Raw genomic sequence first — 24,476 nt, 5'->3', positions numbered from 1 at the left:
GGCGCCGGTCGGGCGCTCACAAGCTCACCGGCTCACGACTCACCGGCGGCTCACAATCGCCCGAGCACGACCGCGAGCAGCGAGCGCCCGAAACGGGCGACCGCCGCACCGCATGCGACGAACGCGCGCTTCATTTCTTCCGCGACGCTTTCGCCGCCGGCGCACCGCGCTTCGCGGCATTACCGCCGCCCGACGGCCATTGCGTCTCGTCGAGCAGCCGGTCGAACAGCCGCGCGCGCTCGTCGGCCGACAGCGGGCACAGCCCGAACATCGCCGATAGCGCGAGCCCCCAGGCCGCTTTCCATCGCAGCAGCGCAAGATCGGGATCGTCGGATTCGGCCGCGATGCGCTTCGCGTTCTCGCCGTCGGTATCCCGAACCTGCTGCAGCGGCGCGGGATCCTCGACCAGCGCCGCCATGATCGCGAGCGCGGCCGACGGCTGCTGGTCGATCACTTCGCGCATCGTCGCGATCTGCGCGGACAGCGTCGGCTGCGCTTCGCGCGGATCGCGCGCGGCCAGATAGTCGCGCTGGAATCGTTGATAGTAGTCCTGCTGATGTTCCATCAGCGCATTCAGCACATCGCCTTTCGTGCGGAACTGATGCATCAGCCCGCCCTTGCTGATGCCGCTTTCGCGCGAGATCGCATCGAACGTGAGCTTGCCCGGGCCGTCGCGCTCGAGGATCGCGAGCGCCGCCTGGATCGCGGCAGTGCGCGTTCGCTCGGAACGCGTCGGGTTATCCATGAACTTTCCCCGGTATGAAGTGATGCAACACGGCCGCACCGGACCGGCACGATCGTATGAAGGAAGTGCGCGGAGTCTATCACAAACAAACCGCCTGGTCGGTTTACATCCGGAAATGGCGGTGCTACGATCGGCTCCCGCATCGGCCCCGGCCGGATGACGGGCCGCGTCGCGCACCGCATGGCGCGGCGCGAATGTCGCCTGTGGCACGGCTGTCCGGCCGATAAACGCTGCCGGCCGGTCTGCCGCTCCGTCGATTCATGCGGTGATTGCGCGTCAAAAACAAACCGTCTGGTTGGCTTTTTTCCAGAACCCCGAGCGGCGATGCCGCCCTGTTGCACCACCCTTCGCACCGGCTCTACCGGCGCGAACCCCGACCCGGAGCATCAAATGAACCGATCGATCAAGCCCAGCCACCTGCTCAACGCCGCGCTATGCGTCGCGCTCGCCGGATGTGCCGGCGTCCAGCCCGCCCGCTACAGCGGCATCGAATCGTCGCCCTACCTGCGCAGCGATCCGCAGGACAAGTCCGGGCGCGTGCCCTATCGCTACGCGCTGCCGGCGGACTGGCACAAGTACCGGAAGCTGATTCTCGACCCGGTGGCCGTCTATCGCGGCACCGACCATCAGTTCGGCAACCTGAACGACCAGGACAAGTCGACACTCGCGACATACATGGGCGACACGTTCGCGAAGAAGCTCGGCAAGCGCTTCGAGTTGACGAGCACGCCGGGCCCCGACACGCTGCGCGTAAAGCTGACGCTGACAGGCGCCGTGACGACGACGACATTTGCCGGCGCATTCGCGCATTTCGATCTCGCGGGCAACGTGTACAACGGCGTGCAGGCAATCCGCGGCCGCGAAGGCGCATTCACGGGCTCGGTCATCTACGCGGTGGAGATCCGCGATGCATCGACGAACCGGCTGATCAGCGCGTACGTGACGAAGCAGTATCCGAATGCGATGAACATCGGCGCGAGTTTCGGCGCGCTCAGCGCGGCAAAGACCGGGATCGACAAGGGTGCCGATGCACTCGTCGCGCAATTCGACTGACGACCTTCGGCGCACCCTGGCGCGTTTCAGGAGGGTGCGCACGCTCTGGCCGCGAGCGGCGATCTTCTGGGTCGCGCCGCTCGCGGCCGCCGCGTTCTGTATCGCGTGGGGCGTCTCGTCGGTCGACAGCCGCGGGCCGACGATCTCAATTGCGTTCGCGACAGCCGACGGGCTGGAAGCCGGCCGATCGACGCTGCGGCTGCGCAATGTCGAAATCGGTCGCGTCACGCGCGTTCGCGTATTGCGCGGGCAGCCCGGCGTGATGATCGATGTGCGACTGGACACCGACGCTCAAGCGCTGGCGGTTGCGGACACACGCTTCTGGATCGTGCGGCCGCGCATCGGGCCCGGCGGCCTCTCCGGTCTCGATTCGGTGCTGTCCGGTTCGTATATCGCGGCCGCACTCGGCAGTTCGCGCGAACCGCGCACGACGTTCACCGGGCTCGATGCGCCGCCCGTCAACGAAAGCGGCGGCCGTCACTACACGCTGCGCGCGACGTCGCTCGGCTCGGTCGCCATCGGTTCGCCGGTCTATCATCGGCGCGCACGTGTCGGTCAGGTCGCCGGTTATACGCTCGATGCCGACGGACGCAGCGTATCGATCGACGTGTTCGTCGCCGCGCCATTCGATCGATACGTCGACGTCGATGCGCGCTGGTGGCAGGCGGGCGGCCTCGGCCTGCGGCTCGATGCGGGCGGCATGAGGCTCGACACGCCGTCGATCACCGCGCTGCTCGCCGGCGCGCTCGCGTTCGCCGCGCCGCCCGGTCGCACCGCGAACGTCGCGGCGCCGGACGGTGCGCGCTTTCGCGTGGCCAACGACGAAATCGACGCAATGCGCACGCCGAATGCACCGGCCGCGCCGGTCGTGATGCATTTCGACCGTTCGCTGCGCGGGCTCGATGTCGGCGCGCCGGTGGATTTTCGCGGCGTCGAACTCGGCAACGTGACGGCCGTCGGCACCGAATACGACGCGGCACGCGGCAGCGTCACGATGCGCGTGACGGTCGCGCTTTACCCCGATCGCCTCGGGCAGCGCTATCGCAGCGCGCTCGGCAACGGCGACACCGATGCCGGCAAGGCGCTGCTGCGCACGCTCGTCGCGCGCGGTTTGCGCGGCCAGTTGCGCGTCGGCAATCCGGTCGCGAACCGCTCGTATGTCGCGCTCGACATGTTTCCGCACGCGCCGCCCGCCTCGGTCGATACGGATCGCATGCCGATCGTGTTGCCAACCGTGCCCGGCACGCTCGACGTGCTGCGCGTACGCATTGCCGATATCGCCGGAACACTTTCCCGGTTGCCGCTCGACCGCATGGGCACGGATCTGAACGCAACGCTCATGCGCACCAATGCGCTGTTCACGCAACTCGATACCGAACTCGCGCCGCATGCGCGCGATGCGCTCGGCACCGCGCGACAGGCGTTCACGGCCGCGCAGGCGATGCTCGCGCAACAGGGTGCGAACACATCGAACGTCCACCGTACGCTGACGCAAATCGCACGCACGTCGAGCGCACTGCGCGCATTGGCCGGGGACCTGGAACAGCATCCGGAGTGGTTGCTGCCGAATGCATCGGGCGCCACGCAACCGGCCGACATGCCGCATCCGGCGAGTGCCGCACGTTGAATGCGTCGCGCACCGCATACGGTTTTCCACGACGAATGCACGCACTGCATGCCAAATGTGCCGCGCAGCAGTATGCTGGTGTCGAACGGCTGCGCACGGTGCATCGGGTAATCCCGTAATTCGCACGTTGTCGCGCCGCCGTCGCGACCGCAACCCTGCGTTGCAAGGAGGGATTCGTGATGGCTACCACGCATCAGCACTTCCACCTCGAACTACGGCACGCCACCGCGCCGACCTATTTCATCAGCTACCTGTTTCCCGCCTTGCTGTTCATTTACGAACTGCTGCGCGTCGGCCAGTGGATCCGCGATCACGGGATGCAATTCGCCGCGTTCAAGCAGATGGGTTATGAGTATCTGCTGATGCTGCTGTTCGTCGGGCTGCAGATCGTCGTCGAGGCGATCTTCCTGCTCGGTGCCGCGATGCGTCGCGATCGCGACTTCGAGCATCGGCTGCCGAACGTGATCCTCGGCATCGGCTGCTCGATCGCGCTGCTCGCGATCGATCTCGCGATCCAGCTGGCGTTCTGACGGCCGGCGGGCACACGCCCGCCGGTTGCCCGCACACTCAGGCGTCCGCGTTGCGCAGGAACGTCGCCACCGCGGCCAGCACGTCGTCCGTGCGCTCGCGGTGCGGCATGTGCCCGCATTTGGCGAGCAACAGGAACGACGACGGCCCCGCGACGCGCGCGGCGATCCGCTTCGGATGCACGTCGGAGCCGTATTCGTCGTCTTCGCCGTGAATCGCGAGCGTCGCGCATTGCACGCGCGGCAAGTCGTCGTCGAGATTCCAGTCGCGAAACGCCGGCGACAGCCACGTGTCGACCCACGCGCGCAGTACCCACTCGGCCTTGTCGCCGTGATAGCGCGCGAGCCGGTCGAGCTGGCCCGGTTCGTCGAACAGCAGCCCAGCGTCGCGAATGCCGGCCAGCGTGCGATCCTCGACGAACGCCTGCGCGGCGACCGTCACGAGTGCGCGGCAACGCCCCGGATGCGCGGCGGCGCAGCCGACCGCCATTCCGCCGCCGACGCTGTGCCCGAACGCGACGAACGCGTCGACACGCAGTTGCTCGAGCACTGCATCGAACGATCGATCGGCCTCGTCGCGCACGAACGTCGTGCCGAGCTTCCCCGGATGACGATCCGAACGGCCGAAACCGAGGCGGTCGTATGCGATCACGTCGCGTTGCGTGGCGTTCGCGAGCTGCGCGGGAAAGTCGCGCCACAGGTCGACGCAGCCGAGCGAATCGTGCAGCAGCACGATGGGCGCGGCCGGCTTAGGCGCGGCCGCCACGGCCGTGCCCGTCTCATCTTGCACCGGACGAGCGCGCCAGCGTTTCGCGAAAAGACGCCCTTGCGGCGTCTCGACGATTGTCTCCTCGATCAGGCTATCGGTCATGTGTCGGTCGTCTGCATAAAAGCGGCCGCACGTCGGCGGCCCCATCGGATCCCCGCATGTTGGCCTGCCCGCGCGCGCAGCGTCAAGCAAGCCCCCACCGCCCGCGCGCTCATTCGGGCTGCGGCGGCAGATACTCCATCTGCGCTTCGTCGTACAACCGGTAGATCAGCGCCTGCATCGCGCGGATGTCCTCCGATTCGTCGAGCATCCGCATGCTCATGATGATCGGCGACACGAGGTTCGGATCGTCGAGCGGCTTGTAGCTGATGTCGTCGCGCTTCAGCCCGTACACGCTGTGCGGCACGACCGACACGCCCTCGCCCATCGCGACGAGGCCGAGCGCGATCTGCAGTTCGCGCGTCTCGTAGATCCGCCGCGGCTGCAACGCGCGATCGTGAAAGGCCGCGAGCACCTGGTCCGCATAGCTCGGGCGCGGCGCCTTCGGGAAGATGATCAGCGTGTCGTTCACGAGATCGTGCAGCGACAGCACGGGCTTCGCGCTGTCGAGCGGGTGGCCGACCGGCAGCGCGACGATCATCCGCTCTTCGCGCAGCACGACGCGCCGCACGCTCGGATCTTCATGGCGGATGCGCCCGAACCCGACGTCGATGCGCCCTTCCTTCAGCGCCTTGATCTGGTCCATCGTCGACATCTCGTGCAGGCTCAGCTCGACGGCCGGATACTCGCTGCGAAAGCGCCGGATGATCTTCGGCAGCATCCCGTACAGCGTCGAGCCGACGAAACCGACCGACATGCTGCGCTCGATCTTGCCGACCCGCTTCGTCATCGATTCGAGCTCGGCCGTCTGCGCGAGCAGCTGCACCGCGTGCGAATAGAAGAAGCGCCCCGCGTCGGTCAGCTTCAGCGGCCGTGCATTGCGCTCGAACAGCGGCACGCCGAGCGCCTCCTCGAGCTGCTGGATCTGCCGGCTCAGCGGCGGCTGCGCGATATGCAGCCGTTCCGCCGCACGCGTGAAATTCCGCTCCTCGGCAACCGCGACGAAGTAGCGGAGGTGTCTCAACTCCATTTTCGATGCCTCCCGGACAGCGCCCCGACGTCAAACCACGGCCGGACGATGTCGTCACGATACCGCAGGCGGCGCAAACCGCCACGCACACGGCCGCGCGCCGCCCAATGCAAAACGGGAAGCCTGAAGGCTTCCCGTTTCCCGATCGACGCCGGCCGTGTCGCGGCAGCGTCGCGACCGCCCGTCACACCTCGGTCGCGTAGAGCGCGTCGCGCTGCTCGTTACTCAGCGAGTCGAGCGGCACGTCCGGCAGCCGATAGCAGATCATCGTGCCGTACAGCTCGGCGAGGCAATTGCTGCCGGCGTCGAGCGCGTAGCCGTCCTCGCCGTCCGGTGCCGGCGGGTACACTTCGCGCCACGCGTTGATCGCGGCTTCGATTCGCACGATGGAAACGGGTCCGGCCTTCCGCTCGGCGGGTGATGCGCTCATGGATTCCTCTGGGTTGCGCGCTCCGCGGGCCGTGCCGGCCCGGATGGAACGATGAAAACGCCGGGCGCCGCCGGCCGCCGCGCGCCATGCGCGCCGGATGCCGATCCGCGCTGCGCGTGTCGCGCCGGCCGGGCCGTGGCCCGGTAGGGTCGGGCAATATAACCGGCTTTGACCCCGTGCAGGCAAAAGCCGGGCAAAAAAAACGGGAAGCGCAAGGCTTCCCGTTTCATCGCACGTCGCGCGGCCGCCTGCCGCACGCGCGTCAGCCCGCGGTTTCGCGATTCGCCACCGGCTGCGGCTGCGCGCCGCGGCTCGCGGCGATCCACGGCGCGATCTCCATGTCTTCGTAGCGCACGAAGCGGCTCTTGTTCAGGAGCCGGAAACCGAGCCACACGACGACGAACAGCGGAATACCGATATAGGTCGCGGTCACACCGGCCCAGTCGATCTTGTTCGCGAGGAACGCCTGATAGTCCTGCCCGAGCGCGATCACGAGGCACAGCACGAACGCGAACAGCGGGCCGAACGGGAACCACTTCGACTGGTACGGCAACTGGTCGAGAGAATAACCCTGCTTGACGTAGCCCTTGCGGAACCGGTAATGGCTGACCGCGATGCCGAGCCAGGCGATGAAGCCCGTCATCCCCGACGTGTTCAGCAGCCACAGGTACACCGTCTTGTCGCCGTACAGCGACGTGAAGAAGCACAGCGCGCCGACGGCGGTCGTCGCGTACAGCGCATTGCGCGGCACGCCGCCCGGCGACAGCTTCGCGAACAGCTTCGGCGCGCGGCCTTCGGTCGCGAGGTTGTAGAGCATCCGCGTCGACGCGTACATGCCCGAATTGCCGGCCGACAGCACGGCGGTCAGGATCACCGCGTTCATCACGCCGGCCGCGAATGCGAGGCCCGCGTGGCGGAACACCAGCGTAAACGGGCTCACGCCGATGTCGGTCACGTCCGTCTTCAGCAGGTTCGGGTCGGTGTACGGGATCAGCACGCCGATCACGAAGATCGCGAACACGTAGAACAGCAGGATCCGCCAGAACACCTGGCGCACCGCGCGCGGGATCGTCGTGCGCGGGTGCTCCGATTCGCCGGCCGCGACGCCGATCAGCTCGGTGCCCTGGAACGAGAAGCCCGCGATCATCGCGACGCCCATCAGCGCCGGCAGGCCGCCCGCGAACGGCGCGTCGCCAATCGTCAGGTTGCCCCAGCCGTTGCTCGGCGCGCCTTTCAGAATGCCGAAGATCATCAGCAGGCCGACGCCGATGAACGCGACCACGGTGACGACCTTGATCAGCGCGAACCAGTATTCGGCCTCACCGAACCCGCGCACGGTGAGCGCGTTGAGCAGGAACATCACGGCGAGGAAGGCCGCGCTCCACCATACGCCCGGCACGTCCGGAAACCAGTAGTGCATCACGAGCTGCGCGGCGACGAGCTCCACCGCGATCGTCACGGCCCAGTTGTACCAGTAGTTCCAGCCGAGCGCGAAGCCGAAGCCTTCGTCCACGTATTTCGCGCCGTAGGTCGCGAACGAACCCGACACGGGCATGAACGCGGCCATCTCGCCGAGGCTCGTCATCAGGAAGTACACCATCAGGCCGATCAGCATGTACGCGAGCATCGCGCCGCCGGGGCCGGCCTGCGAGATCGATGCGCCGGACGCGACGAACAGGCCCGTGCCGATCGAGCCGCCGATGGCGATCATCGTCAGGTGGCGCGCCTTCAGCGCGCGATGAAGCTTGGGTGGGTTCGCGGACGAACCGGGTTGGTCGGATTTCGGAATTGCGGACATAAACGAGACGAACGTTGAGCGGGCCGGCATCCGTAGCCGGCGCATGCGGAATCGGAGCGCGGTACGCGTCCTGCGATGCATTCGATGCGGCCCCGATACGCGTTGCGCGGCGGGCGCCTGCGGCGAAGCGCGGATTCTACCTGATTCGCCATGGGGGGAGCTCAGGCGCACACGCCCGCCGCGGCCGCAGAGATTTCGCAGAATCAAGGAGTTGGCCGCACCGGCGCAACCGCAGCCGCCTGCCGGCGCCAAAACCATGGGTATCCCGGGGTTATTCGGCTTTTCATTCCGACCGGTAAACGGGTAATCCTGTCTCGATCCGCCAAATACCGCGCCGATACGAAAAATCGACCGGTCATCGCACCATTAATCAGACAAAACGACCGATACTGATAATTGATTCAAATCAAATCACCCGCGCGCTATGCGGTAATGATGCGTAATCGTTTCGAATTGCTGTTTCCGCATGCATGTTTTGCATGCGCACACGAATTGCAGGAATTCGCGAGATAATGCGGGTTAATTCGAAATAATCAGCGCGCGGAACCGTCGCAACGCGAGTATCCGCCGCCCGTCGCCCCCGAGGATGAAGTCACTCCCGCTGCCCGCCACGCTGCGCCGCCATACCGCGTCGATCGTGGCACGCATTCTGTCGCCCCGCGGCGTACTCGTCGCGGGCATCGTCCTGCTGATGTTCAGTTGGGGACTTTCGACGTCGCTTTTAATCGAGGCGCGACGCGACGCGTATGAGCACGCGGTCGAAAATGCGCGCAACCTGATGCTGCTGATCGAACGCGATATCGCGCGCAATATCGAACTCTACGATTTGTCGCTGCAAAACGTCGTCGACGGCGTAGCCGATCCGGAACTGATGACATTGCCGCCGCGCCAGCGCCACCGGCTGCTGTTCGACCGCGCCGCCACCGGTGCGTATCTCGGGTCGCTTTTCGTGATGGATGCGCACGGCAATATCGTGATCGATTCGAGCGTGTCGCCCGCGCGGCAAGGCAACTATGCGGACCGCGACTATTTCACCGTGCACCGCAACGGGCTCGCGCAGGGCCTCTATATCAGCCGCCCCTACGCGTCCCGGCTGCGCGGCGGCGCGCTGACGATCGCGCTCAGCCGCCGGATCACGCTGTCCGACGGCACGTTCGGCGGCGTCGTCGTCGGCACGCTCAGCATCGACTACTTCCGCGCGCTGCTCGACGGCCTCGCGGTCGGCAAGCACGGCAGCGCGGCAATCGCCGAGCTCAACGGCATGCTCGTGAGCCGCCTGCCTTACGACGCGCGCGTGGTCGGCCTCGACCTGCGTAATTCGCAGCTGTTCATCGAGGCGCTGCGCCGCCGCGAAGGCGTGCTGTCGGGCATCGGCAGCATCGACGGCGTGCGGCGCATCTATGTTTACAAGCATCTGCCCGGCCTGCCGCTGATCGTCGACGTCGCGCCGGCCGAGATCGACGTCTACGCGCCGTGGCACCACCGCGCGATCTGGACCGTCGTGCTGATGTGCCTGTTCACCGGGTTCATCGCGTGGGGCTCGCTGGCGCTGTCGCGCGAACTGGGACGCCGGCAGATCGCCGAATCGAAGCTGTACCGGCTCGCGCACACCGATTCGCTGACGGGCCTCGACAACCGCGGCACGTTCGACACGGTGCTCGCGAAAGAGGCGCAGCGTGCGGCGCGCAGCGGCCGCCCGCTGTCCGTGCTGTTCGTCGACGTCGATCACTTCAAGGCGTTCAACGACTATTACGGCCACCCGGCCGGCGACGACGTGCTGCGCCGCGTCGCGCAATCCGCGTCGCGCTGCCTGCGCCGCGAAGGCGACCACGTCGCGCGCTACGGCGGCGAGGAATTCGTCGTCACGCTGCCCGACACCGACGCGCAAGGCGCGGCGACCGTTGCCGAAGGCATCCGGCACGCGATCGCGGAGCTCGGCATCGAGCACGTGAAGAGCCCGTACGGGCGCGTCACGGCCAGCATCGGCACGGCAACCGCCGCCGACGGCCGCACGAATGCCGCAACGCTGCTGCGGCGCGCCGACGAGGCGCTGTACCGCGCGAAGTCCGGCGGACGCAACCGCGTGTCGGACGCGCAGCCGAGCACGGCCGACGCATGGCGTGACATGGCGTGACGTGTCGTCGCGACACGATGCGGCAGCCGGCCACCCCGGACAGCCGCGCCGTGGACAGCCCGCGCGCGTTCGGCTAGCGTTACGTCTGCTGCGCATGCGGCGCGGCGCCGCCCCGCGCAAGCCGCCGTGCGCGTTCCGGCCACTCCAGCTCCGTCATGACCGCCTCGCTCCCTACCCGGCTGCCGCCACTCCTGCGCCACGCGCTCCGTCCGCTGCTCGATCCGTACCGCCGCTACCGGCACGCGAAGCTGATCCATGCAGCGCGCGTCGCGCTCGCGATTCTCGTGTCGATCGCCCTGTCCACCGGCCTGCGCGTGCCGCACGGCGAATGGTCGACGATCACCGTGCTGATCGTCGTCGGCGGGCTGCAGCATCACGGCAACATCCGCAAGAAGGCGGCCGAACGCGCGCTCGGCACGTCGATCGGCGCGCTCGCGGGGCTCGGGCTGATCCTGCTGTATTCCGCCGCGCACGCACCGATCGCGATCTACCTGCTGATGTCGGTTGCCTGCGGCATCTGCGCGTATCACGCGATCGGCAAGGCCGGCTATATCGCGCTGCTGTCGGCGATCACGATGGTGATCGTCGCCGGGCACGGCGACAACGAGATCGTCGACGGCCTGTGGCGCGCGGTGAACGTGCTGATCGGCATCGCGATCGCGCTGGCGTTCTCGTTCGCGCTGCCGCTCTATGCAACCTACTCGTGGCGCTACAAGCTCGCCGACGCGCTGCGCGCGTGCGCGGCCGTGCATGCGCGGGTCGCCGGCGACCGCCAGGTCGGCGACGACACGCACCTGAAGGAAATGGCCGCGCTGAGCGCGCTGCTCGTGCAGCTGCGTTCGCTGATGCCGTCGGTGTCGAAGGAATGCGAGACGTCGATGACGCAGCTCGAGGCGATCCAGCGCAGCCTGCGCCTGTGCATCGGCTATCTGGAGATCCTGTCGAGCGCGGTGCCGGCCCGCGACGACCTGGCGGCCCGCGAATACCTGCGCGTCGGGATGAAGGCCGTGAACCGGCGCATCCGCGACACTCTGGTCGGCGCGAGCCGCGCGCTCAAGTTCGGCAAGCCGAGCCGGCTCGCGCCGCGCCGCCGGCCGGCCGACCCGCCGCACGACGCGCCGCCGCCGCAGTTGTCCGGCTACGTGTCGATCACGGCCAAGCTGGCCGGCGAAGTCGATCAATTGCGCGAGAAGCTGCTCGACACCGCGCAGTCGTGGAATATCTGAGGTTCGCGGGATTCCGGGCTTCATCCGCCAGCCTTTCATATTCCTTTCGGATTGGCGGGCCGCTATCCTGACAGCGACGGGTACGCCGCTCGGCCGATCCGGCCCCGGAAGCACGGCCCGCGACGGCGCGCGTCCGAGCCCGTTTCGGCCGCCGCCCGGCGCCGGTTCGCGCCGCGTTCTCCGCCTGGTTAACCGCCCGCCGGGCCCGCCGCGACAGGCCGGACGACGTATCCGCGCGAAAATCAGCCCTTGCCCCAACTTCCCGGACAGCCGATACTCGCATATTCCGCGAAATACGATCCCACCGGACCCAATCCACGGTAATTCCTATGAGCACGATTCTCGAAAGCCTCCCGACCGGCCAGAAGGTCGGTATCGCCTTCTCCGGCGGCCTGGACACCAGCGCCGCGCTGCACTGGATGAAACTGAAGGGCGCCGTCCCGTACGCATACACGGCGAACCTCGGCCAGCCCGACGAAGACGATTACGACGCGATCCCGAAGCGTGCGATCGAATACGGCGCAGCCGGCGCCCGCCTGATCGACTGCCGCGCGCAGCTCGTCGCCGAAGGCATCGCAGCACTGCAAAGCGGCGCGTTCCACATCACGACGGCCGGCGTCACGTACTTCAACACGACGCCGATCGGCCGCGCCGTGACGGGCACGATGCTCGTCGCCGCGATGAAGGAAGACGGCGTCAACATCTGGGGCGACGGCAGCACGTACAAGGGCAACGACATCGAGCGCTTCTACCGCTACGGCCTGCTCGTGAACCCGGACCTGAAGATCTACAAGCCGTGGCTCGACCAGACCTTCATCGACGAGCTCGGCGGCCGCGCCGAAATGTCCGAATTCATGAACCAGGCCGGCTTCGCGTACAAGATGTCGGCCGAGAAGGCGTATTCGACCGATTCGAACCTGCTCGGCGCGACGCATGAGGCGAAGGATCTGGAAAGCCTCGAAAGCGGCATCAAGATCGTGAACCCGATCATGGGCGTCGCGTTCTGGCGCGACGACGTGAAGATCGCCGCGGAAGAAGTGACGGTGCGCTTCGAAGCCGGCCAGCCGGTCGCGCTGAACGGCGTCGAGTTCAAGGATCAGGTCGAGCTGCTGCTGGAAGCGAACCGCATCGGCGGCCGCCACGGCCTCGGCATGAGCGACCAGATCGAGAACCGGATCATCGAGGCGAAGAGCCGCGGCATCTACGAAGCCCCGGGCCTCGCGCTGCTGTACATCGCGTACGAGCGTCTCGTCACCGGCATCCACAACGAAGACACGATCGAGCAGTACCGCGAGAACGGTCGCCGCCTCGGCCGCCTGCTGTACCAGGGCCGCTGGTTCGATCCGCAGGCGATCATGCTGCGCGAAACCGCGCAACGCTGGGTCGCCCGTGCGATCACCGGCGAAGTGAAGATCGAACTGCGCCGCGGCAACGACTACTCGATCCTGAGCACGAAGTCGCCGAACCTCACGTACCAGCCGGAACGCCTGTCGATGGAGAAAGTGGCGTCGACGTTCTCGCCGCGCGACCGGATCGGCCAGCTGACGATGCGCAACCTCGACATCACCGATACGCGCGACAAGCTGCGCGTTTATACGCAAGTCGGCCTGCTCACGCCGGGTGAATCGTCGGCGCTGCCGCAGATCAAGGGCGACGACAAGTAAGTCGCTTCGTTCGACGCCGTGCCGCATCGCTGAATGCGGCACGGCCGGGCAGGCTGCGTGTACCGATCATCACGCACGCAGCCTGCCGCTCCTTCCGCCTCTCCCCGCTTTTTCGCTTTCCCTCCGCAATCGCTCGACGCTGCGCCTCGCGCAAACGGCACTGCAACGCCGCACCGATCATGGCAAGCTGCGAGTCGTTCGACTTCCGCCTTTCCTTATGACTGCCCTCACCGTCATCCACCTGAACGGGCCGATCAACAGCGGCAAGACGACGATCGGCCGCGCACTCGCGCGCACGCTGCCCGATGCGCGCTTCATCGACGGCGACGATCACGATGCGCCCGAAGACGCACCGTTCGACGTTCAGTGGGCGATCGCGCTGGAGCGTCTCGTCACGCAAATCACGCAGGCGTGCGAACGCCATCTGGTGATCGCCTATCCGATCGGCGACGCGGAATTCGAACGGCTGCGCGCCGCCTGCGACGCACGCGCTGCGCGCCTGTTCGTCGTGACGCTCGCGCCGCCCGAAGCGGTCGCGGCTTCGAATCGCGGCACGCGCGCACTGACGGATTGGGAGCGGCAGCGTATCGCCGAGATGTATCGCGAAGGGTATGCGGCGCGCGCGTTCAGCGATTGCGTGATCGATACGTCGAACGCGTCGGCCGATGCGTGTGCGACGGAGATCACACGCCGCGCGGCGCTTCCCGCACATTGACGCGGCCGCTTCGGCCATGCACCGTCGCGAAGAACCTCACCGCAGTCCCGTGTATCCTCGGGATTTTTCGCCAACCGGGAACGACACCGGAGACAACATGACGACACGATGCGGCTCTATCATCGCGTGGATCGCGGTCATTGAAATCATTGCGATGGTGATGTGCTACGGCTACGCCAGCTCGATGACCGATCCCTACGCAGGCGTCGGCGTTCTCGGCTTCGGCCTGCGGAGCATGGCCGCCGTCTCCGTCCTGGCGCTTGCCGTCGGCATCGGTTGCCTCGCGGCCGACGCGCCAAAACCTGACCAACCTCCACGAGCATCATTCCGTGTCGCGATCCCGCTGCACCTTCTGCTCTGCATTCCGGGCTTGTGGTTCTGGTTCCATGCGTAAGCAATGCCCCGGCCGGCGAATCCGCGCGCGCTCACCGTCGTGACCGCGCAGCCTGCGCGTCCGGATGCATGTTCGCGGACGCGCGCCGCCTTCAATGATGCGGCCGCGCCCCCGCCACGACCTGCTCCCGCGCCCCCTTCCGGCTCAGCATCAGCGTGACGACCGCCGACACCGCGAGCGTGCCCGCCACCACATAAAGCCCCGCCGCATACCCGCCCGTCACATGCTTCAGCCAGCCGATCGCGAACGGCCCGACGAACCCGCCGAGATTGCCGATCGAGTTGATCATCGCGATCCCCGCGGCCGCACCGGCGCCCGACAGGAACGCGCTCGGCATCGCCCACAGCGGCGCCTTCGCCGCGCTGATCCCGATGTTGACGACGACCAGCGCGAGCACGGTCAGTAGCGCGGTGCTCGCCTGCCCCGCGAACACGAAGCCGATGCACGCGAGCACGCACGGAATCACGACGTGCCACGTGCGCTCGCCGGTGCGATCCGAGTGCCGCGCCCACCCGATCATCGCGACGACTGCGGCGATGCTGGGGATGCCGGTCAGCAAGCCCGTCTGCAATGCGGTGAAGCCGAACTGCTTGACCATCAGCGGCGCCCACAGCCCGAGCGTATACAGCCCCGCCGACGTGCCGAAGTAGATCAGCGCGAGCGCCAGCACGCGCGGGTCGCGCAGCGCCTGCCACGCGCCGGCCGTATGCCCGGCATGCGTGTGACGCATATCCGCCTCGGCCTTCAGCTTCGCGATCAGCCAGTCGCGCTCGTCCTGCCGCAGCCATGCGGCCTTCGACGGCGCATCGGTCAGGCACTTCAGCACGACGAAGCCGAGCACGACCGCCGGCAGCGCTTCGACGATGTACAGCATCTGCCAGTCGGCAAGCCCGAACATCGGCGGCATCTGCATGATCGCGCCGGACAGCGGCGAACCGATCGCGGTCGAGATCGGCGCGGCCGCCATGAACCACGCGGCGGCCACCGCGCGCTGCTTCGCGGGGAACCACAGGCTGAGATACAGGATGATGCCGGGGAAGAATCCGGCTTCGGCCACGCCGAGCAGAAAGCGCAACACATAGAAGCTGGTCGGCCCGACAGCGAACGCGGACACCGCCGACACGAGGCCCCACGTGATCATCACGCGCGCGATCCAGATGCGCGCGCCGACGCGGTGGAGGATCAGGTTGGACGGCACTTCGAACAGAAAGTAGCCGATGAAGAACAGGCCGCCGCCGAACCCGAACGCGGTCGGCGACAGGCCGATCGCCTTGTTCATCGTCATCGCGGCAAAGCCGACGTTGACGCGATCGAGAAAGCTGACGAAGTAAAGCAGCATCACGAACGGAATGATGCGCCACATCAGTTTCCGCGCGACGCGGGTTTCCAGATCCGCTTGCATGTGTCTCCTCCTTCGAGGTCGAGCCGTGCTCTGTCCGTGAATACTCGCCGGCGCCGCGACGAAGCGCGCGGGCCGGCGCCCGGCTCGCGTCGGATGCGCGAGTCGCGGGCATAAGAAACCGATAGGATGACGAACGGGTGGCGGCCGGCTACCGGCTGCGCATACGCAGCGCCGCCCCGATCGTCAGGCCACGACCGCCGCGTTCGCGACGCGCTCGCAGACAGCCGCCGTCACCTGCGCGGTCGTCGCTCTGCCGCCGAGGTCCCGCGTATGCAGCGACGGGTCGGCCGTCACGGCCTCGATCGCCTGCATCACGCGCGCCGCGGCTTCCGCCTCGCCGAGATGCTCGAGCAGCATCACGACCGACCAGAACGTGCCGACCGGATTCGCGAGCCCCTGGCCCATGATGTCGAACGCGGAGCCGTGGATCGGCTCGAACATCGACGGATAACGGCGTTCGGGATCGATGTTGCCGGTCGGCGCGATGCCGAGGCTGCCGGCGAGCGCGGCGGCGAGATCGCTGAGGATGTCCGCGTGCAGGTTGGTCGCGACGATCGTGTCGAGCGACGCCGGCCGGTTGACCATGCGCGCGGTCGCCGCGTCGACGAGCTCCTTGTCCCACGTGACGTCGGGGAATTCCTGTGCGATCTGCTTCGCGATCTCGTCCCACATCACCATTGCGTGCCGCTGCGCGTTGCTCTTCGTGATCACGGTCAGCAGCTTGCGCGGACGCGACTGCGCGAGCCGGAACGCGAAGCGCATGATGCGTTCGACGCCGGCGCGCGTGAGGATCGACACGTCGGTCGCGGCTTCGATCGGATGGCCCTGGTGCACGCGGCCGCCGACGCCCGCGTATTCGCCTTCGGAGTTCTCGCGGACGATGACCCAGTTCAGGTCGTCCGGCCCGCAGCGCTTCAGCGGCGCGTCGATGCCGGGCAGGATGCGCGTCGGGCGCACGTTCGCGTACTGGTCGAAGCCCTGGCAGATCTTCAGGCGCAGCCCCCACAGCGTCACGTGGTCGGGCACGTCGGGGTCGCCCGCCGAGCCGAACAGGATCGCGTCCTTGCCGCGCAGCGCGTCGAGGCCGTCGGCCGGCATCATCGCGCCATGCAGGCGGTAGTAATCGGCGCCCCAGTCGAAATCCTCGAACTCGAACGCGAAGCGGTCGCTGCCGCGGGCCAGCGCTTCCAGCACCTGCTTGCCGGCCGGCACCACTTCCTTGCCGATGCCGTCGCCGGGAATCGTTGCGATACGGTAGGTCTTCATGCGGACATCCTCGATTGATCGTGAGCGTGAACGCACTTTACCGAACCAGGAGTGCAGGAACCGGCGCTAGAATCAAAGCATCTTTAACTTCAATTCACGAATCCCGTCATGACGGATACCGTCCAGCCGGCCGATCTCGGCTTCTTTTCGACGCTGGCCGCGTCGGGCAGCCTGAGCGCGGCCGCGCGCGAACTCGGGCTGACCGCGGCGGCCGTCAGCAAGCGGCTCACGCAGATGGAGCGGCGCGCGGGCGTGACGCTCGTCAACCGCACGACGCGGCGGATGATGCTGACGCCCGAAGGCGACGTGTATCTCGACTACGCGCGCCGGATCCTCGACCAGATGGACGAACTGGGCGAGCTGCTCGGCAGCGCGAAGCAGCGCCCGAAGGGGCTGCTGCGCGTGAACGCGACGCTCGGCTTCGGGCGCAGCCACGTCGGGCCCGCGATCTCGCGCTTCGTCGCGCGTTATCCGGAGGTGTCGGTGCAGTTGCAACTGTCTGTGATGCCGCCGCCGCTCACCGACGACGCGTTCGACGTGTGCATCCGCTTCGGCGAGCCGCCCGACACGCGCGTCGTCGCGCGGCGACTCGCGCCGAACTGCCGGCTGCTGTGCGCGGCGCCCGCGTATCTCGCGCGGCACGGGACGCCCGGCACGCCGCACGACCTGACACGGCACAACTGCATCGGCATTCGGCAAGGTGACGAGGGCTATGGCGTGTGGCGCCTGACGAGCGGACGCGGCGCGGCACGCCACACGGAAGCCGTGCGGATCAACGGCAACCTGACGACGAACGACGGCGAGATCGCCGTGAAGTGGGCGCTCGACGGGCACGGCATTCTGATGCGCGCGGAATGGGACCTCCGCGACTATCTCGCCGACGGCCGCCTCGTGGTCGTGCTGCCCGACTACGAAACGCCGAGCGCGGATATCTATGCGGTGTACGCGCAGCGTCACCAGATGTCCGCGCGGATTCGTGCGTTCGTCGATTTTCTGGCGGACGAACTGGGGCGGTTGAGGACGGTGTAGGGAAAACCGTAAGGCTGGGACAAGCCGCCGTCGCTACATGCGTCCGGCCCGGACAACGCTCGACGGCCGAATCGCTCTGTACCGGGTCACGCTTCGCTCCGGATGCACACGGGCTTGCCTCGCCTGGGCGGTTATCAGAATGAAAATATTCTGGCGAAACATCGCGAATAATCGCCAGAATATTTACATCCTGCGACGCGACTCGCGCTGCCTGCCCGCGAGCAAGAGCGCATGGCCGGCGCGTTCCATCTCGCGAACGATTGACCGCCCCTCGTTCAGCGCCCCTCGTTCACGCCATCGCCACCTGACTGCCCTCGCGATCGTTCATCTCGACGGCTTCCGGCGCCTGCTGTCGCGCCATGGCTCCCGCGACGACCACGCCTTCCCGGTCCTGCGCAAACCGCTCGGCGATCCAGTCGACGAACGCACGCACGCCGGGCGACACATGCGGGCGCTTCACGTAGACGGCCGACACGGCGACCGCATCGGGCCGCCATCGCGGCAGCACTTCCCGCAATCGTCCTGCGTCGATCAGCGGCTGCGCGACGACACGCGGCGGCTGGAGCAGCCCGAGGCCGTGCACGCCGCACGCGAGGTACGCGTGCTCGTCGTCCACGCTGACGATGCCGTCGAGCCGGACCTTGCGCACCGCACCATCCACCGTGAAATCGAGTTCGGCCGTGCGCTGACCGGAAGCGGACGTTCCGCATACCGCGCGATGCGCGGCGAGATCGTCGAGCGTGCGCGGGACGCCGTGGCGGTCGAGATAGGCAGGGCTCGCGCACGTCACGCGCTCGAACATGCCGAGCCGACGCGCGACGAGCGACGAATCGGGTAGCGCCCCAAGCCGGATGCTGCAGTCGACCGCGTCGCCGACCATGTCGGCCGCGCGCCCGGACACGCCGAGCATCAGCACGAGATCGGGATGCCTCGCATGAAATTCGCCGAGCGCCGGCAGCACGATCGCGCCCGCCACCGATCCCGGCAATTCGACGCGCAGCGGCCCGCTCGGATGCAGCGCGGCGCCGCGGATGCTGGCCTCGAGCTCGTCGACGTCAGCCGTGATGCGCAGGCAGCGCCGGTAATACGCGTCGCCTTCGGGCGTCGCACGCAGCGCGCGCGTCGTGCGCACCAGCAGCGGCATGCCGAGCGCCGCTTCGAGCTCCTGCACGGTCCGCGTCGCGGTCGCGCGCGAAATGCCGAGCGCCTGCGCGGCGCGCGTAAAGCTGTTCATTTCGACGATGCGCGTGAAGATGCGCATCGCGCGGATCGGATTGTCCACCGGACACCCCTGCGTGGTTGCAGCATGCCGCGGCGCGCATTCGTGCGCCGTGCATGCATGTCGAGTCGAGGAAAGCCGCGCCGCCGGCGCGGCGGCCGGTTCAGCCGGTTCAGCCGGTTCAGCCGGTTCAGCCGTTCGCAGCCGCGGCGCCGCGCGCCGGTTCGTCGAGCAGCCGTTGCGCCAGCGCGAGCGCGTCGTCGCGGGTCGCCGCCGCGTTCAGAGGATAGCCCCAGACTTTCTCGAACGCGCCCGAGAACGCGTCGAGCGCCGCGCACCGCAGCGCGTCAGGCTCGATCGCGATCATCGCGGGGATCCATTCGCGCGACTGCGCGCGGTTGGCCTTGCTCCACTTCGCGAGTTGCTTGCGCAGTTCGTGATCGCCGGCGCCGCGGTCGTCGCCGGACGGCGCGTCGTCGGTCAGAAAAACGAAGCGTTCGCGGCGCGCCAGCAACGCATCGAGTTCGGCAAGCAGGTGGGCGGGGTCGGTGTGCGTCGAACCGCTGTAACGCAACCAGACAAACGGAAATTCAGTCGTGACGATCTGCATGTCGACCTCCAGATGAGAACGATTCTCATTTTATGGATCGAGGCCGACCGCGTCATTTTTCATCCCGGCCAACTGCTTTTTCATTCCGGCCAAACGTGCGCGCAGCGGCCGTTCAGCGTTGCCGGTCGGTCAGGAATTGCGTCGGCGACTTGCCGGTCGCCTTGCGGAACATCGTCACGAAGCTGCTCGCGCTCTCGTAGCCGAGATCGATCGCGATCTGATGCACGCGGCGGCCGGTCGTCAGCATCCGCAGCGACAGCGCGACGTGCAGCCGCCGGCGCCAGTCGCCGAGGCTCATCCCGAGCTCCTTCGTCGCGAGCCGCGTCAGGCTGCGCTCGCTGATGCCCGCGCACCGCGCGAGTTCGGGCAGCGACGACTTGTCGGCCGGATCGTCGAGCAGATGGTCGATCAGCTTGCGCAGCCGTCGGTCGGTCGGCATCGGCAGGTACAGGTCCTCGACCGGCGCCGCGACGAGTTCGTCGAGCAGCGTGGCCATCAGCCGCCCTTGCGGACCGTCGACGTCGTACAGGTTCGGGAAGCTCGCCGCCTTCAGCAGCAGTTCGCGCAGCAGCGGCGACATCGACAGCGTGCAGCAGTGCGCGGGCAAATCCAGCGCGGCATCGGGTTCGACCAGCACCGCATAGAAGGTCGCGCCGGCCGAGCCCCGCGCCGCATGCGGGACGTCGCCCGGAATCCACACGGTGCATTGCGGCGGTGCGCTCCACACGCCGCCGTCGATCTCGCAATAGATGACGCCGCTCAGCGTATAGAGCAACTGCGCCTGGCGATGGCTGTGCCGCTCCAGCCGCCACTCGGGCTCGACGACCGAGCCGCCGAACACGACGAGCGGACGCGGCACGTGGTAGACGTCGGCGTCCGCGGCGGGATCGGTGGTCGGTGGAAGCTTGCGCATGAAACGGTAGGCAGTGGAGGAAGCGGACGCCGTGCCCGCGCGTCGTTTCGTGCTTATACCAGAAAGGCAGCGGCGCAGCCGGGCGGTCGCGGGCTGCGTCTGCGGCCGCGCGCCGAACCGAATACAATGCGCCGATCCCCCGCCGCTGCGCCAACCTGCCGGAGCCGCCATGTTCGACCTGACCACGCTGACCACCTTCACGGCCGTCGTTCTGGGCCTGTTCCTGATCCCCGGCCCCGCCGTGCTGCTCGTGCTGAGCCGCACCGTGCAGGGCGGCCGCAAGACCGGCATCCTGACCGGCCTCGGCGTCGCGAGCGGCGACTTCGTGCATACGCTGTTCGCGGCCGTGGGGCTGTCTGCGCTGCTGATGACGTCGGCACTCGCATTCAACGTCGTGAAGCTGATCGGCGCCGCATACCTGATCTATCTCGGCGTGCGCGCGCTGCTCGACAAACCGTCCGACCCGTCGCTGCCGGCGGTGCCGCCCGTCACGCCGCTCAACGCGTACCTGCAGGCGATTCCCGCCGAAGTGCTGAATCCGAAGACCGCGCTGTTCTTCCTCGCGTTCATGCCGCAGTTCGTGCATCCGGAACGCGGCTCGACGTTCGTGCAGTTCGCGGTGCTCGGGCTGATCTTCGTCGTGCTCAGCTCGCTCTATACGTCGCTGATCGCATGCTCGATCCGCCCGCTCGGCCGCATCGTGAAGCGGCTCACGTGGCTCACGCGCTGGCAGGGGAAGATCATCGGCTCGATCTTCATCGCGCTCGGGCTGCGCGTGGCCGTGCAGCAGCGCTGATGCACGCGGCCGCATGACGTCCCGCGCGGCGCCCGCCGGCGAAGCCCTCTACACCGACCCGCGCCTCGTCGCGGTCTACGACCTGTTCAACGCGGGCGATCGCGATTTTGCGTTCTACGCATCCGTGATCGGCGCCGCTCGGCAACGCATCCTCGATCTCGGCTGCGGCACCGGCACGTTCGCGCGCCGGCTCGCGGCGGCCGGACACGACGTCGTCGCGATCGATCCCGCGCCGGCGATGATCGAATACGCACGACGCCAGCCGGGCGCCGACGCGGTACGCTGGATCGCCTGCGATCTCGGCCATCTGCCGCCGGGCGCGCCGTTCGATGCGGTCGTGATGACCGGCCATGCATTCCAGTGCCTGCTGACCGACGACGACATCGACGCAACGTTGCGCGGCGTGCGACGCGTGCTCGCCGACAGCGGTTGCTTCCTGTTCGAGACCCGCAACCCGCGCGTCGAGCCGTGGCGTGCGTGGACGCCTGAGCATTCGGCACATAGCGTCGAATCGCACGAATCCGGCGTCGTCGATCTTCATCATGCGGTGCGTGCGGTAGACAACGCGATCGTGACGTTCGACACGTACTACCGTTTCCACCGCGACGACATGTTGCTGAAGAACACGAGCCGGCTGCGCTTCATCGCGCAGCCCGAACTGCGTGCACGCGTGGAGGCCGCCGGATTCTCGTCGGCCGACTGGTACGGCGACTGGCAACGCGCGCCGTTCGACGACGCGACCAGCGCGGAGATCATCGCGATCTGCCGCGTGTGAGTGCGTGTTCGATTACATCAGCCCGAAACGGGCAGTGCATCCACCGCATACGCATGCCGGAGCATGCGGCCCGATAACCCGCTACTGGAGACTCGACCATGCCCTCCCCGCTTCATCCCGCGCAGGTTCGCGCGCTGCTCGAATGCTATCTGCGCGCGAAGGACCTGAACCGGCCCGCGCTGATCGCCGACTGTTTCGCGGCCGATGCCGATCTGAGCTTTTCGCTCGCGAACGACGACATCGACTTTCCGCCGCGCGTGACGGGCGCGGCGGCCATTGCGCGCACGCTGGTCGAGGAATTCGGCGAGCGGTTCGAGCGGTGCCGGACCTATTACGTCTGCACGGAACCGGCCGTCGACGAACATGGCGAAAGCGGAATGCCGTGGCTCGTCGTGATGCGGCAGAAGGACAACGGCGCGTTGCGGATCGGGCACGGCACGTATCGCTGGCAGTTCGCGTGCGATGGCGAAGGCGTTGCGCGGGTTGCCGCGCTGCACATTCATATCGCGCGGATGGATACGATCGACGACCCGCAGTCGGTGAAACTCGATGAGCTGCACGCGGCGTTCGGGTATCCGTGGCTGCCGGTGCAGGCGTTCGCGCGCGGGCTGGCGGATGTGGCGGCGGCGCAGCCGGCTTGGGCGTTCATCGCGCCGTTCTGGGAGGCAGCAGCGGCGTGACCGAACCCGCCCGCGTGCTTGCGGGGCCGTGCGGCATCCACGCCGCCGCGCTCACCGCGCCAGTTCGAGCGCCTGCCGCACCCCCTCCCAATCCAGCCCGAACCGCGCGAGATACTTGCGCAGCCGATCCGCATCGTTCGGCTGCTTCTTGCTTTGCCGCGACACCGCGAACAGCGTGCGCCCGGCTTCCGACAGGCTCGCCGACACGCGGCACACGTCGAGCACGCGGTAACGCCGCGATCCGCACGATGCGCGTCACCCAGCGGCCATCGAAGAAAAGGACAAGAATATGTGGAAGCGTCATGCCCTGGTATGCCGCGCCGCACGAATGAACGAATCAGGTGAAGCAAATGGCCGACATGGATTATCAGTTGATGGAACTGGCGAACGGCAAGCCGGTGAAGATGTGGACGCAAGGCGTCGCCGTCGAGGACGAAGCGCGCGCGCAACTGCGCAACACCGCGCAGATGCCGTTCATCTTCCGCCACGTCGCGGTGATGCCGGACGTGCACCTCGGCAAGGGCTCGACGATCGGCAGCGTGATTCCGACGAAGGGCGCGATCATTCCGGCCGCGGTCGGCGTCGACATCGGCTGCGGGATGATGGCCGCGCGCACGACGCTGACGGCGTCCGACCTACCGGACTCGCTCGCCGGGCTGCGAAGCGCGATCGAACGCGCGGTGCCGCACGGCCGCGCGCCGGGCCGCCGCGATCCGGGCGCGTGGGGCGATCGCACGCCGGCCGCCGTGACCGAATCGTGGAAATCGCTGCTGCCGGGTTTCCAGCGGATCGTCGACAAGTATCCGAAGCTGGAAAAGACGAACCACTACGCGCATCTCGGCACGCTCGGCACCGGCAACCACTTCATCGAAGTGTGCGTCGACGAAGCGGACCACGTGTGGTTCATGCTGCACAGCGGTTCGCGCGGCGTCGGCAACGCGATCGGCAGCCTGTTCATCGAACTCGCGCAGGCCGACATGCGCCAGCACATCGCGAACCTGCCGGACCGCAACCTCGCGTATTTCACCGAGGGCAGCCGGCACTTCGACGATTACGTCGAAGCGGTCGGCTGGGCTCAGGACTACGCGCGGCGTAACCGGCAGGCGATGATGGACGCGGTGATCGGCGCGGCGCGCGGCGTGATCGGCAAGCCGTTCGCGGTCGACGAGCACGCGGTGAACTGCCACCACAACTACGTGCAGCGCGAACGCCACTTCGGCGAAGACGTGCTCGTGACGCGCAAGGGCGCGGTGTCCGCGCAGAAGGGGCAACTCGGGATCATTCCGGGTTCGATGGGCGCGAAGAGCTTCATCGTGCGCGGGCTCGGCAACCCGGAAAGCTTCTGCTCGTGCAGCCACGGCGCGGGACGAACGATGAGCCGCACCGAAGCGAAGCGCCGCTTCACGGCCGACGACCAGGCGAAGGCGACGCAAGGCGTCGAATGCCGGAAGGACGCGGGTGTCGTCGACGAAATCCCGATGGCCTACAAGGACATCGACGCGGTGATGGCGGCCCAGCGCAGCCTCGTGGAAGTGGTGCACACGCTGCGCCAGGTGGTGTGCGTGAAAGGATAGT

The 24,476-nt window shown here is 67.4% G+C and carries 23 protein-coding genes and 1 pseudogene; 13 read left to right on the top strand and 11 right to left on the bottom strand.

The window, feature by feature from the left end; translation table 11 throughout:
* Positions 1-130: 130 nt before the first annotated feature.
* On the bottom strand, positions 131-745 hold the full coding sequence (locus MRS60_RS29840; protein ID WP_034182152.1) for a TetR family transcriptional regulator: 615 nt from the start codon (positions 743-745) through the stop codon (positions 131-133).
* A gap of 390 nt (positions 746-1,135) precedes the next feature.
* Between MRS60_RS29840 and MRS60_RS29835 the strand changes: the two genes are divergently transcribed.
* The 3 genes from MRS60_RS29835 to MRS60_RS29825 all read left to right on the top strand — a co-directional run bounded on the left by MRS60_RS29835 (position 1,136) and on the right by MRS60_RS29825 (position 3,955).
* Entirely contained in the window at positions 1,136-1,798 is a 663-nt protein-coding gene (locus MRS60_RS29835) for a DUF3313 domain-containing protein (RefSeq protein ID WP_131945649.1), read from the top strand.
* A gap of 34 nt (positions 1,799-1,832) precedes the next feature.
* On the top strand, positions 1,833-3,425 hold the full coding sequence (locus MRS60_RS29830) for an intermembrane transport protein PqiB (RefSeq protein WP_243566176.1): 1,593 nt from the start codon (positions 1,833-1,835) through the stop codon (positions 3,423-3,425).
* Between the two features lie 179 nt (positions 3,426-3,604).
* Entirely contained in the window at positions 3,605-3,955 is a 351-nt protein-coding gene (locus tag MRS60_RS29825; RefSeq protein ID WP_034182150.1) for a hypothetical protein, read from the top strand.
* Positions 3,956-3,992: 37 nt separating this feature from the next.
* Here the strand turns inward: MRS60_RS29825 and MRS60_RS29820 are convergent, their stop codons facing one another.
* The 4 genes from MRS60_RS29820 to MRS60_RS29805 all read right to left on the bottom strand — a co-directional run bounded on the left by MRS60_RS29820 (position 3,993) and on the right by MRS60_RS29805 (position 8,078).
* On the bottom strand, positions 3,993-4,823 hold the full coding sequence (locus MRS60_RS29820) for an alpha/beta fold hydrolase (RefSeq protein ID WP_217588949.1): 831 nt from the start codon (positions 4,821-4,823) through the stop codon (positions 3,993-3,995).
* Between the two features lie 109 nt (positions 4,824-4,932).
* Positions 4,933-5,850, bottom strand: coding sequence for a LysR family transcriptional regulator (locus MRS60_RS29815; protein WP_034182148.1), 918 nt, complete (start codon positions 5,848-5,850; stop codon positions 4,933-4,935).
* Positions 5,851-6,034: 184 nt separating this feature from the next.
* Positions 6,035-6,280 carry a DUF3717 domain-containing protein gene (locus tag MRS60_RS29810; RefSeq protein WP_034182147.1) on the bottom strand — a complete coding sequence of 82 codons (246 nt, stop codon included), beginning with the start codon at positions 6,278-6,280 and terminating at the stop codon, positions 6,035-6,037.
* Between the two features lie 262 nt (positions 6,281-6,542).
* Complete coding sequence (locus MRS60_RS29805) at positions 6,543-8,078, bottom strand: amino acid permease (RefSeq protein WP_243566175.1); 1,536 nt, start codon at positions 8,076-8,078, stop codon at positions 6,543-6,545.
* 586 nt (positions 8,079-8,664) lie between these two features.
* On the opposite strand from MRS60_RS29805, the gene MRS60_RS29800 reads away from it, so the two are divergent.
* The 5 genes from MRS60_RS29800 to MRS60_RS29780 all read left to right on the top strand — a co-directional run bounded on the left by MRS60_RS29800 (position 8,665) and on the right by MRS60_RS29780 (position 14,211).
* Positions 8,665-10,212, top strand: a complete 1,548-nt coding sequence (locus tag MRS60_RS29800) for a GGDEF domain-containing protein (protein WP_034182145.1) — start codon at positions 8,665-8,667, stop codon at positions 10,210-10,212.
* A 155-nt stretch (positions 10,213-10,367) separates the two neighbouring features.
* The gene (locus MRS60_RS29795) at positions 10,368-11,438 is read left to right on the top strand and encodes an FUSC family protein (protein ID WP_243566174.1); all 1,071 of its coding nucleotides are present in this window, start codon (positions 10,368-10,370) and stop codon (positions 11,436-11,438) included.
* 329 nt (positions 11,439-11,767) lie between these two features.
* Positions 11,768-13,102: an argininosuccinate synthase gene (gene argG, locus MRS60_RS29790; protein WP_243566173.1), complete on the top strand. Its 1,335-nt coding sequence runs from the start codon at positions 11,768-11,770 to the stop codon at positions 13,100-13,102.
* 217 nt (positions 13,103-13,319) lie between these two features.
* Positions 13,320-13,817 carry a shikimate kinase gene (locus MRS60_RS29785; RefSeq protein WP_243566172.1) on the top strand — a complete coding sequence of 166 codons (498 nt, stop codon included), beginning with the start codon at positions 13,320-13,322 and terminating at the stop codon, positions 13,815-13,817.
* Between the two features lie 97 nt (positions 13,818-13,914).
* Positions 13,915-14,211, top strand: coding sequence for a hypothetical protein (locus MRS60_RS29780; RefSeq protein ID WP_243566171.1), 297 nt, complete (start codon positions 13,915-13,917; stop codon positions 14,209-14,211).
* A 91-nt stretch (positions 14,212-14,302) separates the two neighbouring features.
* Here MRS60_RS29780 and MRS60_RS29775 read toward each other — a convergent pair whose 3' ends face one another.
* Together MRS60_RS29775 and MRS60_RS29770 are read right to left on the bottom strand one after the other, a co-directional pair.
* Positions 14,303-15,613: an MFS transporter gene (locus MRS60_RS29775; protein ID WP_243566170.1), complete on the bottom strand. Its 1,311-nt coding sequence runs from the start codon at positions 15,611-15,613 to the stop codon at positions 14,303-14,305.
* Between the two features lie 183 nt (positions 15,614-15,796).
* Positions 15,797-16,879: a tartrate dehydrogenase gene (locus MRS60_RS29770; protein ID WP_243566169.1), complete on the bottom strand. Its 1,083-nt coding sequence runs from the start codon at positions 16,877-16,879 to the stop codon at positions 15,797-15,799.
* A 108-nt stretch (positions 16,880-16,987) separates the two neighbouring features.
* On the opposite strand from MRS60_RS29770, the gene MRS60_RS29765 reads away from it, so the two are divergent.
* Positions 16,988-17,908 carry a LysR substrate-binding domain-containing protein gene (locus MRS60_RS29765; protein ID WP_243566168.1) on the top strand — a complete coding sequence of 307 codons (921 nt, stop codon included), beginning with the start codon at positions 16,988-16,990 and terminating at the stop codon, positions 17,906-17,908.
* A gap of 289 nt (positions 17,909-18,197) precedes the next feature.
* Here the strand turns inward: MRS60_RS29765 and MRS60_RS29760 are convergent, their stop codons facing one another.
* The 3 genes from MRS60_RS29760 to MRS60_RS29750 all read right to left on the bottom strand — a co-directional run bounded on the left by MRS60_RS29760 (position 18,198) and on the right by MRS60_RS29750 (position 20,650).
* A complete protein-coding gene (locus tag MRS60_RS29760) occupies positions 18,198-19,190 on the bottom strand; it encodes a LysR family transcriptional regulator (RefSeq protein WP_243566167.1) in 993 nt (330 codons plus the stop codon).
* 127 nt (positions 19,191-19,317) lie between these two features.
* Complete coding sequence (locus tag MRS60_RS29755) at positions 19,318-19,737, bottom strand: ATP--cob(I)alamin adenosyltransferase (RefSeq protein WP_243566166.1); 420 nt, start codon at positions 19,735-19,737, stop codon at positions 19,318-19,320.
* A gap of 112 nt (positions 19,738-19,849) precedes the next feature.
* On the bottom strand, positions 19,850-20,650 hold the full coding sequence (locus MRS60_RS29750) for an AraC family transcriptional regulator (RefSeq protein WP_034182130.1): 801 nt from the start codon (positions 20,648-20,650) through the stop codon (positions 19,850-19,852).
* Positions 20,651-20,819: 169 nt separating this feature from the next.
* On the opposite strand from MRS60_RS29750, the gene MRS60_RS29745 reads away from it, so the two are divergent.
* From MRS60_RS29745 to MRS60_RS29735, 3 genes are all read left to right on the top strand, one after another.
* The gene (locus MRS60_RS29745; RefSeq protein WP_105389673.1) at positions 20,820-21,446 is read left to right on the top strand and encodes a LysE family translocator; all 627 of its coding nucleotides are present in this window, start codon (positions 20,820-20,822) and stop codon (positions 21,444-21,446) included.
* 13 nt (positions 21,447-21,459) lie between these two features.
* The gene (locus MRS60_RS29740) at positions 21,460-22,221 is read left to right on the top strand and encodes a class I SAM-dependent methyltransferase (protein WP_105389674.1); all 762 of its coding nucleotides are present in this window, start codon (positions 21,460-21,462) and stop codon (positions 22,219-22,221) included.
* 98 nt (positions 22,222-22,319) lie between these two features.
* The gene (locus MRS60_RS29735) at positions 22,320-22,901 is read left to right on the top strand and encodes a nuclear transport factor 2 family protein (protein ID WP_243566165.1); all 582 of its coding nucleotides are present in this window, start codon (positions 22,320-22,322) and stop codon (positions 22,899-22,901) included.
* Between the two features lie 51 nt (positions 22,902-22,952).
* On the opposite strand, the pseudogene MRS60_RS29730 reads toward MRS60_RS29735, so the two are convergent.
* A pseudogene (locus MRS60_RS29730) lies at positions 22,953-23,129 on the bottom strand (sigma 54-dependent transcriptional regulator); the annotation flags it as partial.
* Between the two features lie 122 nt (positions 23,130-23,251).
* Here MRS60_RS29730 and MRS60_RS29725 point away from each other — a divergent pair.
* Entirely contained in the window at positions 23,252-24,475 is a 1,224-nt protein-coding gene (locus MRS60_RS29725) for an RtcB family protein (protein WP_034182126.1), read from the top strand.
* The last annotated feature ends 1 nt before the right edge of the window (position 24,476 follow it).

The sequence above is a fragment of the Burkholderia pyrrocinia genome (assembly GCF_022809715.1).
GTDB classification, from domain to species: Bacteria; Pseudomonadota; Gammaproteobacteria; order Burkholderiales; family Burkholderiaceae; genus Burkholderia; species Burkholderia pyrrocinia_C.
This window is presented reverse-complemented; position numbering and strand designations above follow the sequence as displayed.